General features: G+C 44.1%; 15 protein-coding genes. 5 read left to right on the plus strand and 10 right to left on the minus strand.

Translation table 11 applies throughout. From position 1 onward, the window contains the following. Positions 1-20 precede the first annotated feature (20 nt). Genes VNQ80_RS05455 through VNQ80_RS05495 form a run of 9 tightly spaced genes read right to left on the minus strand, consistent with a single transcriptional unit; the run spans position 21 to position 10787 of the window. Positions 21-1286, minus strand: coding sequence for a DUF2130 domain-containing protein (locus VNQ80_RS05455; RefSeq protein WP_325636444.1), 1266 nt, complete (start codon positions 1284-1286; stop codon positions 21-23). Further along, positions 1283-2632, minus strand: a complete 1350-nt coding sequence (locus VNQ80_RS05460) for a Fic family protein (RefSeq protein ID WP_325636445.1) — start codon at positions 2630-2632, stop codon at positions 1283-1285. The genes VNQ80_RS05455 and VNQ80_RS05460 overlap by 4 nt, the downstream gene beginning before the upstream one ends. Positions 2633-2680: 48 nt before the next feature. Beyond that, positions 2681-5788: a type I restriction endonuclease subunit R gene (locus VNQ80_RS05465; protein WP_325636446.1), complete on the minus strand. Its 3108-nt coding sequence runs from the start codon at positions 5786-5788 to the stop codon at positions 2681-2683. Beyond that, positions 5775-6899: an AAA family ATPase gene (locus tag VNQ80_RS05470; RefSeq protein ID WP_325636447.1), complete on the minus strand. Its 1125-nt coding sequence runs from the start codon at positions 6897-6899 to the stop codon at positions 5775-5777. The genes VNQ80_RS05465 and VNQ80_RS05470 overlap by 14 nt, the downstream gene beginning before the upstream one ends. Positions 6900-6913: 14 nt before the next feature. Next, entirely contained in the window at positions 6914-7519 is a 606-nt protein-coding gene (locus tag VNQ80_RS05475) for a restriction endonuclease subunit S (protein WP_325636448.1), read from the minus strand. Beyond that, positions 7503-8072, minus strand: coding sequence for a restriction endonuclease subunit S (locus tag VNQ80_RS05480; RefSeq protein ID WP_325636449.1), 570 nt, complete (start codon positions 8070-8072; stop codon positions 7503-7505). The genes VNQ80_RS05475 and VNQ80_RS05480 overlap by 17 nt, the downstream gene beginning before the upstream one ends. Beyond that, complete coding sequence (locus VNQ80_RS05485) at positions 8069-9055, minus strand: virulence RhuM family protein (RefSeq protein ID WP_325636450.1); 987 nt, start codon at positions 9053-9055, stop codon at positions 8069-8071. Before VNQ80_RS05485 ends, VNQ80_RS05480 begins: the two co-directional genes overlap by 4 nt. Further along, on the minus strand, positions 9052-10599 hold the full coding sequence (locus tag VNQ80_RS05490) for a type I restriction-modification system subunit M (RefSeq protein WP_325636451.1): 1548 nt from the start codon (positions 10597-10599) through the stop codon (positions 9052-9054). The genes VNQ80_RS05485 and VNQ80_RS05490 overlap by 4 nt, the downstream gene beginning before the upstream one ends. Further along, positions 10596-10787 (minus strand): helix-turn-helix transcriptional regulator, encoded by a 192-nt coding sequence (locus VNQ80_RS05495; protein WP_325636452.1) that lies wholly within the window; start codon positions 10785-10787, stop codon positions 10596-10598. The genes VNQ80_RS05490 and VNQ80_RS05495 overlap by 4 nt, the downstream gene beginning before the upstream one ends. A gap of 580 nt (positions 10788-11367) precedes the next feature. Here VNQ80_RS05495 and VNQ80_RS05500 point away from each other — a divergent pair. Beyond that, positions 11368-11601, plus strand: a complete 234-nt coding sequence (locus tag VNQ80_RS05500; protein ID WP_325636453.1) for a hypothetical protein — start codon at positions 11368-11370, stop codon at positions 11599-11601. A gap of 36 nt (positions 11602-11637) precedes the next feature. On the opposite strand, the gene VNQ80_RS05505 is transcribed toward VNQ80_RS05500, so the two are convergent. Continuing rightward, complete coding sequence (locus VNQ80_RS05505; RefSeq protein WP_325636454.1) at positions 11638-12066, minus strand: hypothetical protein; 429 nt, start codon at positions 12064-12066, stop codon at positions 11638-11640. A gap of 52 nt (positions 12067-12118) precedes the next feature. Between VNQ80_RS05505 and VNQ80_RS05510 the strand changes: the two genes are divergently transcribed. The 4 genes from VNQ80_RS05510 (at position 12119) to VNQ80_RS05525 (ending at position 14512) form a co-directional block, all read left to right on the plus strand. Next, on the plus strand, positions 12119-13114 hold the full coding sequence (locus VNQ80_RS05510; protein WP_325636455.1) for a helix-turn-helix transcriptional regulator: 996 nt from the start codon (positions 12119-12121) through the stop codon (positions 13112-13114). Positions 13115-13195: 81 nt separating this feature from the next. Further along, complete coding sequence (locus tag VNQ80_RS05515; RefSeq protein WP_325636456.1) at positions 13196-13540, plus strand: hypothetical protein; 345 nt, start codon at positions 13196-13198, stop codon at positions 13538-13540. 227 nt (positions 13541-13767) lie between these two features. Then, a complete protein-coding gene (locus VNQ80_RS05520) occupies positions 13768-14001 on the plus strand; it encodes a hypothetical protein (protein ID WP_325636457.1) in 234 nt (77 codons plus the stop codon). A 136-nt stretch (positions 14002-14137) separates the two neighbouring features. After that, complete coding sequence (locus VNQ80_RS05525) at positions 14138-14512, plus strand: hypothetical protein (protein ID WP_325636458.1); 375 nt, start codon at positions 14138-14140, stop codon at positions 14510-14512. Positions 14513-14553 lie beyond the last annotated feature (41 nt).

The raw sequence follows: 14553 nt of genomic DNA on the forward strand, positions 1-14553 counted from the left end.
CTTCGGGTGCCTGCGTGCCATCAGTCTTCGTCGTCCAGCAAATCGCCCGGGGGCAGTTCCAACGCCTGTACAGGCTGTATCGCATTTCCAGCGATACCCTTAATCGAGCCGTACATATCGATGGTGTTGGTCACCACCTTGTCGATTTGCTTTTCGCGTTCTTTCCATATCCGTTGCATGGCCCGTTTCTCTTTTTCCAAGTCGTTTTTCATGCACGAAAAGCCCTCTACGATGGCTTCTACCTGCATACGGAATGTATTACTGGTAAGGAAATCGTAGAGCATATGCATCTTATCTCCCTTGTTTTCCTGCGAGGCAACCGCCAGTCCGATTTGGATAACCGTTTCGCGCAGCACGGCACACAGGCCTTTGAATTCCTCGTACGAACAAATCCATACCCCATCTTTGATGCCCATGCGTTCAAGTCCGGCGGGCATCGCATCGGTAACCAGTACGCCTACGTCTGCACCTTTCTCCCGCATATCGGCCTTGAATTTCTCGATCCAGCTTGGCTGGAAATCTTTGGTACGTTTGCTCTCATAATAGATTTTGCCGCAACCTACACGGCTATGCGTATTGACCACCTGGATGCAGTCGCCACCACGGGCGCCTTTTTTCACCTCTTCGATGCTATCCAGCGGAAACTGAGCCGACAGCCATTCCTCAATAGCGAGTTCCTGCACTTCGCCCTGCAACTGCATAGACCCCTGCTCCTGCTTGCGCTTCATTTCCTCGGTGAGTTTCTTCTGGTCGTCCAACTGCTTTTGGAGTTCACGTAGCTTCAGCTCGTTCTTTTCCTCCTCCAATTTTTTGATGCGTTCCCGCTCGGCAAGCAGTTGCTCGTTCATTTTCCGTTGCAGGTCGAGCTCGACAGCCTCCTTCAGCTCATCCTTCTCGCGTTTCAAGCGTTCGATGTCGGCCTTGGCACGATTGAGATCTTTGATTTGCTCCGATTTATCGTTGAGTTCCTGTTGCAGCGCTTTGAACTGATCGGCCTGTTCTTCGTTCAGCTTGGCTTTCAGCCGGTCTTCGATAGCCTTCCGTTCCTCCCGCAACTTGTTATCCAAGCGTTGCTGGAACAGCTCGTTTTCCTGTTTCTTCTTCTGTTCGAAGGCCTCACGTTCCTGCTGGAGTTTGGTCTGCTCCTGCTCATATCGCTGGCGTTCGGAAGCCAATTGGTTTTGGTACTTCTGTTTGATTTCGGCTTCCAACTGATGGGCAAGTATATCCTGCACATCAATGGAAGTACCACAGCTTGGACATTTTATCTGGGTGTTGTTTGTCATTTTGTGTGTTTTTTCTTTGGGTTGCGCTTCAGCTGTTTTCCGAGGTCGGTTAATACATACCGTTGCTTACTGCTGGTTGGTCTGTCTGGTATAGTCAACGCAATCAACCCAGCATCTATCGCTGGCTGCAAATATGATTTTCGAAAATGCTCCCTATCCAGTAAACCTAGTATAGACTGCAATTCAGTTCTATTATGTACCGTTTCAAAAACCTTTATAAGCTCTTTGACTTGCGGGGTGACTTGCGGGGTGACTTGCGGGGTGACCACTTCCGAAGCAGGGAACGTCATACGGATAAAGTTACCCATAAACCGGAAGCATTCCCTGCCGTAACTTTCCAAAATCCGTGGCACACCCGAACCAAGCTGCTCCACCAATTCCAAATCCCGATACACCCGCATCAATTCCCGGTTCCTGGGAATGGAAACCCCATCAAAGAAATCCTCCTCGCTCAATCCCTCTGGCAATGTGCCTGCGGAAGTGATTTCGATACGGTCGGCAAAAATTTCGAACTTGGGCGGCACCTCACGGGTAAAGTCGTTGTGCACAATTGAATTTATCACGGCTTCGCGGATGGCCACCGGATTCCAAAGTCTACGGTCTATCCGCTCTTTGGACGTAATTTGGGTTGCCGTCCGATTTTCCAATTCGATTTTATCCAATACGCTTTTCGTTGCCTTAATTAACGAACAATAGCCGTATTCGTTGTTTTCAATGAGGTCTACCCGATTCGTACCCCTGTATTTCGCTACCTTGATGGAAACACCGTTTTCATCGGCCAACAGGTAGGCTGCATAATTGAACACACCATCTTCCGTGAGCAATTCCAAACTTTTCTTGAATTGATTGTTGAGCGGCTTGCGCTTTTCCTCGTAATATATGCGAAGCTGCTCAAAGGTCAAATCCTGCCGGTTCGACCGGATTTTGCCAATGGAATTGCGGGTACGTGTGGAAAACAGTTTATCAATCATGGGCTGCGGCATAGGCTCCGCTGCTGTGCCGATACGGATAAAACAACCTTTCTCCGTCATCCCGTATTTCCTTTTGAAGTACGGCTTTTCACTGCCACTGGCCACGGTGATTTTGACAATTTCCTTACCCTCGCGCTCCTCAACCACCACATCAAACAAACCCATAGCCGATGGTGAAATATTGTTTTTGATACGGTCTTTGATTTTGAGGGCATCGCCATCCGCGTCCGCAATGCCAATTACGTTACCTGTCTTGTCGATGCCGATATAGATTACACCCCCCTCGTAGTAATTCAAAAAGGCAATGACTTCCTTTTCAATATCCACATCGACATGGAGTTCTCGTTTGTATTCTATGCGGTTGGTTTCGGGCATTGTCAATATTATTTCTTTTCCCAAGTTGTGAAAATGAAATCCCGTTATTTATAGCTGCCCCCCAACTCCTTTAAACTTTTCTACAAAGGCGACTATCTTTTGGAACACACGCTGTTTTTTGGTTAAATATTGTGGGTTCAATGGACTCATTTTTGGTAGCAGCGCATTCAACTCTGTTCCGTTTTCAGAAGCATACTCCCGTCTTAAAGAAGCTGTAATATAGCGTTTGGCGGCTTCTTCGTTTAGGTTCTCATCTGTCATTAATTCCGACGCCTCCGTTTTCTGTTTGCCTTGTGCATAGGTAAAAAAAGAATCGATGATACTCGCTTTGTCTTGAATGGTATCGAGATCGGTTTCATTGATAAAGTCAACTACCAAACTTTCTTTTGCCCTGTTACCTATGCTGGCGCGTATCACCCTTCGAATCTCGTCTACTAATTCCGTTTTGTTTTTGGTCTTTTTATTATGTTCGAAAATGAGTTCGAGTATATAGTCCAGATTAATTTCCTGCGATTTCAGCAAATCCACCTCAAAGACCACATCATCCCAATCAATGGTGGATTCTTCTGCTGCATTGCCTTTTTTCTGATGTCGTAACCAATCGCGAATGTCATTATAGGTAGAACGATAATCTTGGATTATACGCTCCGGAGGCATTTCAATAGCCTGCATGGCAGCAATGTCTTCATCGGTAACAAAATGCGTTTCTTTAAAAGCTTCTACCGCTTCCGTGTCGTTCATATCTATAGATTGAAGTTCTTTCAGATGGGTAAATTCATCGTAGTTCTGCAAGATATTTTCTACACGCAGGTATTCTCCAAAGAGCTTGGAGAACTCCTTTTTGGCTGCCTCGGTAGCTATTTCATCGGGATTAGGAAACTTTTCATTGAGTTCATTCACCACTTCAACATACCCTCTGCGGGCTTCGCCTGTAGAGCTATCGGTAAAGCCTTCTAAATATTCCTTGTAGCTTTTTTCCAGTACTACGTTTTTGGTGTTCTTATCCCCAAATAACGTAATGGCATCCACCGTAGCTTTTTCTAAATCGCGGAACGTAATGATGTTGCCAAAGGTTTTGGTAGCATCATAAATACGGTTGGTGCGTGAAAAGGCCTGCATCAACCCATGATAACGCAAATTCTTGTCTACGAACAGCGTGTTGAGTGTAGGTGCATCAAAACCGGTAAGGAACATACCGACTACAATGAGCAAATCTACTTCCTTATTCTTTACTCGTTTTGCGAGGTCGCGGTAATAGTTTTGGAATTCTTTGCTATCCACGCCAAAACTGGTTTTGAATAGGGCGTTATAATCAGCTATGGCTTTCGTTAAAAACTCTTTTGCACTAACGTCCAATGCCGAAGGCTCAAAAGTTTCATCCATTATTTCGCCAATGGCACTTTGCTCCTCATTGGCGGCAAAGGAGAAGATGGTCGCTATTCGTAAAGGCTTATCACTATCCTTTTGTAAGTTGGTTAATTCCTCGTAGTAACATTTGGCGGCATCTACACTGCTCACGGCAAACATGGCGTTAAAACCGCTATTGCCACCTTGTGTTCTATGTGTTTTTATTCTAAAATTATGTTGGATGTATTGGGAAATCTCCTTGATCCGGGCAGGATGCAAAAAGGCTTTTTTATTTTCTGCCGCACTTAATTTTTTCTCGTCGATTTCGGTTTCGATACTTTTGAACTGCGGACGCACATCGTTGTAATCCACCTTGAACTTCAACACTTTCTCATCCCGAATGGCATCTGTAATTACATAGGAGTGCAATTCACGGCCGAATACACTTGCCGTGGTGTCTGCACCCAACGCATTTTGTGGGAATATGGGTGTTCCCGTAAAGCCGAACTGATAGAATTTTTTGAATTTTTTCTTCAAGTTCTTCTGTGCTTCACCAAATTGCGAACGATGCGCTTCATCAAAAATAAAAACAACCTGTTTTTGGTAAATGGGCAGATCATTCTCTGTTTTCATGAGGTTATTCAACTTCTGAATAGTGGTGACAATGATCTTGTTGTCTTCTTTCTCTATATTCCGTTTTAATCCGGCCGTACTATCCGAGCCGTTTACGCTATCCGGTGAGAATCGTTGGTATTCTTTCATGGTTTGAAAGTCCAAATCCTTTCGATCGACCACAAAGAACACCTTATCAATAAAATCGAGTTGGGTAGCCAATCGTGCGGCTTTAAAACTCGTCAACGTTTTTCCCGAACCGGTGGTATGCCAAATATAACCGCCACCTTCCGGTTTAGACCAGTTTTTGGTTTCAAAAGAACTTTTTATTTTCCATAACATCCGCTCGGTAGCGGCAATTTGATATGGTCGCATGATCAGAAGCGTATCACTGGTGTCAAAAACCGAATAGGTCAATAGCACATTAAACAGCGTATGCTTTTGGAAAAATGTTGCCGTAAAATCCTTCAGGTCTTTGATCAACGAATTGTCCGCCTTTGCCCAATTCATGGTAAAGTCAAAGCTGTTTTTATTTCGCTCAACGGTATTTGCAAAATAACGGCTGTCGGTACCGTTTGAGATAACGAAAATCTGCACATATCTGAAGAGTGAGCTTTTACTGTTCAAACTCTCTTTCGTATAGCGATGCACTTGATTAAATGCTTCACGGATAGCGACGCCCCGTTTTTTAAGTTCGACCTGTACCAGAGGCAAGCCATTGACCAATATCGTAACGTCATAACGGTTGGCATGTGTTCCTTTCTGTTCAAATTGTTTGATGACCTGTATTTTATTGCGGGCAATATTTTTTTTATCTACCAGGTAGATGTTTTGGATATGTCCATCGTCAAAAACAAAGTCGTGAATATAATTATCGTGTATTTTCCGTGTTTTTTCAACCAAGTTATCGCTTGGTTTATCCAAATATTCCTCCACATAGCGTGCCCATTCACTATCTGAAAACGCCATGTTATTGAGCGTCTGGAGCTGTATTCTTGCATTCGCAAGCATGGCGTCAACAGTTTTAATGCCAATCGCATGTTCATATCCCTGGTTGATCAAGTCGTTGACGAATTCATGCTCAAGAGCTGCCTCTGTCTGATAGCCGACAGCAGGTTCATTCATCATTGAGTGCTTGATGTAGTTATCAAGTACGATAAAATTGTTGGATTCTGCTATGGTTTTATATTGCGACATTTTGTACTTCTTTCCAATAGTTAAAATTTGTAGTGAGATGCGCTAACAAAAACTTCACTGTTTGTTTTTCAGGCTCTGTCGGCTCTGGTACCACCTCATTCGATAATGTAGAATGGCTTGTAAATTGAATAACCCGATTATAGTATATTTGCTTGTCATCCGGTAGTAATTCTGACCACCTTGGGTATCCTAAGAAATTTGCCGTTTTCTCGTAAAGGTTCCGCAATAGTGTAAAATGGTATTTTTGAATATTATCCGAATTGATGGCCTCTTCAATGGTGTTTTTAAGAAAAAGATGATAGGAAAAGCTCTTGTTGGAGTCTCCATCCTTTTCAGCTAGTTCATAAGTGCCATCGTCAAATTTATGCAACATATAGCAAACTTTTTTCCCCAGTTCGTTGAACAGCACATTATAGAATATAGGGTTGTGTGTTGAAATGATAAATTTCAAACCGGTCGATTTCTTAATGAGTGCCGCCAAGTTAACAGCTAACGCTATCAAGTGATTATCATCCAAAGAGCTTACGGGATCGTCAATGAATACATACTCGAGGTTGTCAAACTGATCGGTGGCCCGCTCTTCAAGTTCCGAGACATTTAAAATTTCAATAACCTGTTCGAGCAAACTATAAAATACGCACCAAATGAAGTTGCTTTCTTCGCCTTTGGATATTTTAACATTATCTATACTTTCGTTATCACCACGTTCAATTGAAAATTTCACTTCAGAGAAGTCAGCGCTAAATTGAGGCGTTAAAAATTGATTTGTGAAATGTTGAAAATTTGAAACGATGTTGCCATCTAAACCTTGATCTTGAAGAAACCCAAGAACCAGATTGGTAAAACCATTGGGTCTAATCACAAGCTTTCTGTTCCTATCAGCATCCAAGTCGTTATCCCAATAGAATAGGTCTTCTGTAAAAGCGTTATAATAAAGCACTTTGATACCTGACTCACCTTGTTGTTCTTCGACGGTCATTTTTGGTGCATTCAATTCTTTGAATTCACGGGATAGCCGTGTTTTCCCTGTGCCATTAAAGGCATAAATCAACTGCACTTTTTTATCTGCGTCCTTTAGAGACTGTGCTATTTCTGGTAATGACTGCCCCATATTATGCGTTCAAATTATTTCTCGGAAAAGTTTAGTAACATATCCCTATAATATTGATACTGCTGTTGCCTCATTTTTATTTCGGTAGGCAACCCCACAGAAATATCATTTACCAAAACATCAAATTTGTCTAATATATCTACAATACGGCTTTGTTCTTCGAGAGAGGGGATAGGAATTTTGAAATTCTCCAGTTTACTGCCGTGAACACGAATGACCTTTGTACCTGTTACATTTTTCTTTTTATAATCGTAAAACATTGGTGTTTGCAGGTAATAAGCCAAATACTTCGGATTTTGATTGTGTTTAAAAATATATGTTTCACCACTTACACAAATCTCTTCGTCCCCGAGCCACACTACTGTTTTACATACATCATCTATATTCTCACTTGTGGTTGCAATGATTAAATCGCCTTTTTGTGCTTTTCGGAATTTCGTTGCAGATTCCTCCGATACAAATGATTTTGTCGTATTCGTAAACGTACCGTAATAGGTGTATATCTGTCCGTAATGAATACAACCAACCCCGCTTTCGGTAAAATCCTTTTTCTGTAACCCATTTCCTCTAACTAACATTCCTATCTCGTTGATTGTTAGCCATTTATACCCCCCCCCCATTTACATTGCTGAAATTCAACAGTTTATCTCGATAATACTCGTACTGCTTCTGCCTTGCGGTAAGCTCTGCGGTAAGCTCTGCGGTAAGCTCGGTGAACTTATCGAGAATGCCCGCAATTTTTTGTTGAACTTCGAGGGATGGAATGGGGATTTGGAGTTTTTCTAAAACGCCCTTTGACAATCGAGGAATACTCGCTCGCCTAACTTGTGATGAAATTTTCTGTTGTTGCGTTAGCAGATAGTGATATAAATATTTATCATCAATGTCATCAGGAGTAATAAAAGAATGAACGTCATCAGCAGCCCAATAATCAACGTCACTAAATCCGATTTCACCTGCTGCACCTGCACAAATTATAAATGCTGTATTTGCACTCACATTGCTTTCGTGATAATAGCCAAGTGGTGTCATCGCATTTTGATAAACAGCATATTGTCCTGTTTCTTCGAGTTGACTTTTTACAAGTCGTCTACCTCGTCGAAGAGTAACAACCTCCCCCAACGTTTTCCACTCCACCTCAGCGCCTTGTAATAGTTTATTTATGTTGTTCATTTTTTGTTTCCTTTTTTTTCCACCTTTTTAAGGTGTTCTAAATATTCTTTTTCAATAGGAGATAGCACTCTTTCTTCGTATGCCCGATATTCTTGTGTTGCTTTTTGGTCGGCTTGCTCTCTGCTAATTGTTCCTGCCGTTTGCAAAACACCTTTTCCGTACATTTCAGAAAATTTATCAAGTTCATCAATCCAGTTTTGCATATTCATTGGCGATTGTTCTTGTGCTTTTATCTCTGCCAAGTCAAAGAATGCCGTAACCAAACGGTTTAATCGGAACAATTCATCTTGTGTAAGATAATTTTTGGCAATTTTTGCTTCGTTTAGTGTGGGCATCGCTCCTTTGAAAGTAGTAAGTCCCATAAAATCTTTTGTGCTATCTGCTCGGTTATAGATAACTTCGGGGGCTGTTTGCTCATTGGTAGCATAGTGCAATTTATTCTGCACGATTTTAAAAAATTGGATGGTAACAGAGCTTTTGGGGTCGTAATCAATACTTGTGGCATATAAGTCCAATACCTGACGATAAATAACTTTTTCACTGCTGCGTATATCCCGAATACGGTCTAATAATTCTTTCCAATACTGTCCACCACCGTTTCCTTTCAGCCGTTCATCGTCCATAGCAAAACCTTTTGCAAGGTATTCCTTTAAAATTGTTGAGGCGTAGCGTCTGAATTGAACCCCACGAACGGAACGCACCCGATAACCTACAGCTAAAATAACATCAAGATTGTAGCTTGTAATTAGCCTTTCAACATTACGATTGCCTTCGTTTTGAACTGTCAACTTTTGGTTGACAGTTGAATTTATATCCAACTCCTGGTCGTCAAAAATTGCTTGTATGTGTTTGCTAATATTTTGTTTACTTGTTTGAAACAATTCTGCTATTTCGAGTTGGGAAAGCCACACAGTACCATCTTCTAAACGCAAATCAAGTTTCGTTAGACCGTCATCCGTCGTGTATAAAATTATTTCACTCATACTTCAATCTCCTTTATTATTGCATCAATATCTGCTCGCAATGTATTTATCTTTTCTACGGTTTTTGCAATCTCGGCGTTCAGCACATTTATATCAATCACTTCACGATTATCCTTTGCTTCTACATACGAACTTACAGAAAGGTTGTAGTCGTTTTCGGCTATTTTGCTATTGTCGATAGTGGTGGCTACGTGTGCTACTTCTTCTTTGCTATCGAATAGGGCCATGATCTTTTCGATATGCTCATCAAGAAGCACATTATTATTGGTTACTTTTTTAAAGAAACCTTCGCCGTTTGCATCGATAAACTGTGTTTTAGTTGAGGTTTTATGTTTTGAAAGAACGAGAATATTTACGGCAATAGACGTACCGTAGAACAGGTTGGGAGCTAAAGAAATAACGGTTTCCACAAAGTTGTTGTCCACCAAGTACTTTCTGATTTTTTGCTCCGCCCCTCCTCGATAAAAAATACCCGGAAAACAGACGATGGCTGCCCTTCCTTTGCCGGAAAGGTAACTTAGCGCATGTAGCACAAAGGCAAAATCGGCTTTTGACTTCGGAGCAAGCACACCGGCCGGGGCAAAACGGTCATCATTAATTAACGTAGGGTCATCGGAACCGATCCAATTTACCGAGTAAGGTGGGTTTGACACAATGGCATCAAAAGGTTTTTCATCGCCAAAATGAGGATCTATAAGCGTATTGCCAAGCGCAATATTAAACTTGTCGTAGTTGATGTTGTGTAAAAACATGTTCATACGGGCAAGGTTATACGTGGTGTGATTTATTTCCTGACCGTAGAAACCTTCTTCGATGATATGGTTGTCGAAGTGTTTTTTGGCTTGTAAAAGCAAAGAGCCCGAACCTGCTGCGGGGTCATATATTTTATTGACGGAAATCTGCTTATGCATCGCCAATTGCGCAATCAACTTGGATACATGTTGTGGTGTAAAAAACTCACCTCCTGATTTTCCGGCATTGGCGGCGTAATTGGAGATGAGAAATTCATAAGCATCCCCAAAAAGGTCGATTTGATTGTTTTCAAAATTCCCGAAATTCAACGCTTTTACACCTTCCAATACGGCAGCTAGTCGACTGTTTTTATTTTCAACGGTATTACCTAACCGTGTACTGGTGGTATCAAAGTCGGCAAATAGCCCTTTTATATCTTCTTCAGATGGATAGCCATTAGCGGAGCTTTCAATAGCGGCAAAAATCCTCGCTAAATCTGTATTGAGATTGGTGTTGGCGCGTGCATTTTTAGTGACATTGACAAATAACTGACTGGGGTAAATAAAATAGCCTTTCGTTTTAATGGCATCCTCTTTTATTTCCGGGGTAATGACATCATCCGACAAGCCCGAGTAGTTTACGCTCTCATCACCGCCCTCGATATAATTAGTGAAATTCTCACTGATAAAACGGTAGAAGAGTGTTCCTAACACAAACTGTTTGAAATCCCATCCATCCACCGAGCCACGCACATCGTTGGCTATTTTCCATATTTGATTTTGTAGTGCAATTCTTTGTGCAGTGCTCGTCATTTTTTATCTTTTAGTAGTTCTGTTGGTTTGACGTCTAATATCTCGGCAATTTCAAAAAGCACCTCCAGCCTTGGCTGTTGCCTATTCTGCACGTACGCATTCACCATGTTATAACTTTTACCCAATTGCTCGGACAACCACGTTTGCGTGACTCCCTTCTCCTGCAAGACCTCTTTGATTCGGTTCATTGTTCAGCTATTGAAATTGCTTCACAAGATACACAAAAATCCGACTATCATCTCATTTTGTGAGATACAATTAGATCGACTTATAACGCAGCATAAAAACCGACACCACGTCATCCAAAAATAATCAACGAAGCGTATTACAAAATACGGGAAACCGGAGACGGCTTATTGTGAGATTTATCAACAATGATGTGTGTGCCACCTGATAATTGTCATGCAATTGCCTACTTACTTCTCCGGCATGGATACGTAAATCATCCTTGGATGATTTCAGGGAACAGTGTTAGCGTGTAGGAAGTAAGCACAATCATCACCATAAACCTGTTTGTTTTTCTAAAGGGGTCGAATTCGACCCCTTTAGAAGCAGTATACAAAACTCAATTACCATCTCATTTTTTGAGATAAACTTATTCCAAGAGCCAGCTATTTTAGCTATATTTGTAATTCCTGAATTCAAAGAAATGAGTAAAAAATTAAATCACCCCTTGTTATGGTGCGGATCAGGCGAAAGCCCCCGGCGCCTCTTTGAAGCGTAGGACACCTAAAACAAGGGATTTTTTGTTTCCTAAATTCAAAGATTATGGTCACCATTGAACCAAACAAACTCATCATTGAGTTTGATCCCAAAGACGTTAGCGGTTTGGAAGCCGACACATTAAGCCGCCTCTATCCGGAATTGATTGAACTGCTCCAATGTGCGCTGATTCTTAATGAGAACGGCGAACGCAAAATCACGGAGCCGTTTTATGGCACGATGAGCTTGCTGAAAGCCATCGCACCGTCCCACGAAGATATCGAGGAGCGTATAATGTAAAAAAACGGCCGATTGCTATTGTTAGGAAGCCCGTTTTTACGAAAGCTGGCTTTCTTCTTTGGCTGATGTCTGATGTCGAGATTGTCTATTCTCATCAAGATTTATCACCACCGGATGATACACCAACTGGTAATGGTCGTCCAGCACACTGGCGTTCACGAACGTGGTATCACCGTTGGTGTATTGACCATAATCCTTATGGATATGTCCAAAAACATGGAGTCTGGGCTTCACTTGATAGACGTTCAGCAATAATTCCTCACATCCAGTCCGTTTGCTATAAACGGTCTCATCCACAATGCCAAAAGGTGGACCGTGGGTAATGAGGATATCAGTTTCTATGGGTATCAGATCCCAATGGAGTTTGATCTCGGCACCACGCTCCCGATTGAATGCCCAATTGTTGAACCACGGCGTGATGGGCGAACCCCGGCAAATATCGGTAATTTGTTTTTGGTTTCCCACCAAAATTCCCTATCTTCACCATACCGATTTACCGTATTGAAAAACATCCACCATGGAACCAACCCTATCGATCCGTTTCCCGGCATTGTCCGATCCTGCTGCACAAGCCACCGTGCGGACCGCTTCTGATGAAATCTCCGCTACGGCCAAAACGACTGTGATTATACACTATACACAAACGGTCATTACGATAGATACACCAGCAGCAACCCGCGCTTCCATCGAAATACCCGAAACTGGCCTATACCTTTTCGTATTGGCGGCCGGTTACCTCGTGATGGAACGTACGGGTACAGACGATGTGCCCGTTACCGCCTCAGACAACCATTGCCAAGCGCTTTATCTTTGCGAAGGCGATTATTACGTTTCCTTCGCGCCCGGTAAACACCGGGTGGTGTGCTTCGCATCCGGTACCGGATGGATACAGCGCATAAAACAGGCGCTTCCTATCATCAACGAAATATCGGCAAGCATGGAACCCCATCAGCAGGCACTGATCTTTCCGCGTTATGAATTGCCAGAAACCCTGGCCAAGTACCTCCTATCCCTCACCTACCAATCCGCTGAAGCTACATCGACCACTGAATTGGATCATTTCCATAAACTGAACGGAATCATAGCTTACTACGACACCTTATTGGCAAAAACCCGAAACAACAATGCACCCCGCCGCAACTACGAAGAAATCGTCTATGCCTTTCTCCGCCACTGTGAACACGCTATGCTCCTCCAGAAACTATTGAGTGCCGAAGCCGTAGCAGCAGCGATCCATGTATCGCCCAAAACCTTGAACCGTGCATTCCGAAGCGTTTCAAAAGGGGCCATCACGCCGGGCCGCATGCTACAGCACCTACGGATGGCAACGGCTCACCGGATCCTGTCGGGCAGTGAAGACGTATCGGTGCAACAAACGGCGCTGATGCTGGGGTATGCGGAAACATCGGCTTTCACGAAAACGTATCACAAAGCTTGGGGCCACTTACCGTCGGAAGCACGTAGCTTCGCCGGGGATAGCCTTCCCGCCATCGAACCCCGCCGTCCGGAATAAACCACAGGAAATGTCCGTAACGAACTAACCACAAGCCCCACAACGGATGATATTTGTTTCCGAATCATCTATACATCTATTATGGAAACAAATGCTACATTGACGCTCCTATTGGAAGAGACCAGAAAAATCCACGACCTGCTCGCTGAGCGTATACCGGACCCTAGCCAAGCAGACTCGGTGCCGCAACCGACTGACGAAGTGCCCGAACATGTCGACATCACGTGGTTAACCGACTATTTTCAAATCTCCAAGGGCACCTTCTACAACGAAGTGGATGGCAAGCTACTGGAGGCTATCCTGAATATCGGTCGCCGGCCCTACTACCTGAAATCGGACGTGATTGAGCTGATGACGGAACGCAAAAGGAAGCACCTCGGGTTCAAAAAACTAAACACCGAACGAAAAAGTAAGGCAACTAAGTGATCGCTTCCGTCCCGCAAGCAACGGCTTGTACATTGCCGGCCGTTGCTTGCGGGCGGGGAGCAATGGTTTCTCGCTTGGAAGGGATTACCTGCGCACGAGAAGTAAACACTTACGCTCCGTAAGCGGTCGTGGCCGTGCTGCAAGCGATGGCTGACGACCCATAAGCAACGGCTGACGCAGCTTAAACCGTTGCCGCCGCAGCGGAAGTAACGCCTTGCGCACCGCTAGTGATGGCTTCCGCACCGGGAGTAACGCCTTCCGGCCCGAGAATGACGACTGACGAACCGGGAGTAACGGCTGACGAGCCACAAGCCGTTGCTGCTGCACCGGGGGTAACGGCTGGCGACGCTTCAGCAACGGCTGGCGCCCCGCAAGCGATTGCTTGCGAGCCGGAAGTAACGGCTGACGGGTCGGAAGCGATCGCTTCCGAAGTGCAAGTAAGTTCATTTCAGTTCAAGTAGGTTCATCTTCGTCTAAAAAATTGACGCGGCCCGCCCCCCGCCCTATGTTTGCCCCTGTCTGTTGCAACGACCAGGGGAAATCCGAAAACCTGAGAACCAGAGTAGGAACGAGTTAATCACTTTAAAAACAACAATCATGTTAAAATCAATTCCATTACCTGCCCCACCGGGCACCATCTATTGGAGCGGTGGGCGCATCGCACGAAATGTATCAGCGTTGCTGGTTGCACTGCTGGCATTTGCCTTCAGCGGACCCTTGCTCCGCCAAGTGGATGCGACCGCGGCACCGTTCGACCCGGGCTTGCTGAGTGCGTTGGCTTTTGCCGCCGCAGCGGTACTGGCTGCCGGCTTGCTGGCCCGTGTACTTACGGTAGCGCTGGTACGCCACGCAACACTTTCTATGGTTAAACCCTCAAATCTGATGAAACCATGGCAACACCTGCTTATGCTGCTGGGCTTGTTCTGCTCGTTGTTCTGGGGCTTTGTGCTGGTGCTGATCGCCCTGCTGTAGCCACGCCCCCAGCCGATGCACGCCAACGGCTGCGAGACACC

Origin of the sequence: Parapedobacter sp., assembly GCF_035556095.1 — a bacterium.
Taxonomy (GTDB): Bacteria; Bacteroidota; Bacteroidia; order Sphingobacteriales; family Sphingobacteriaceae; genus Parapedobacter.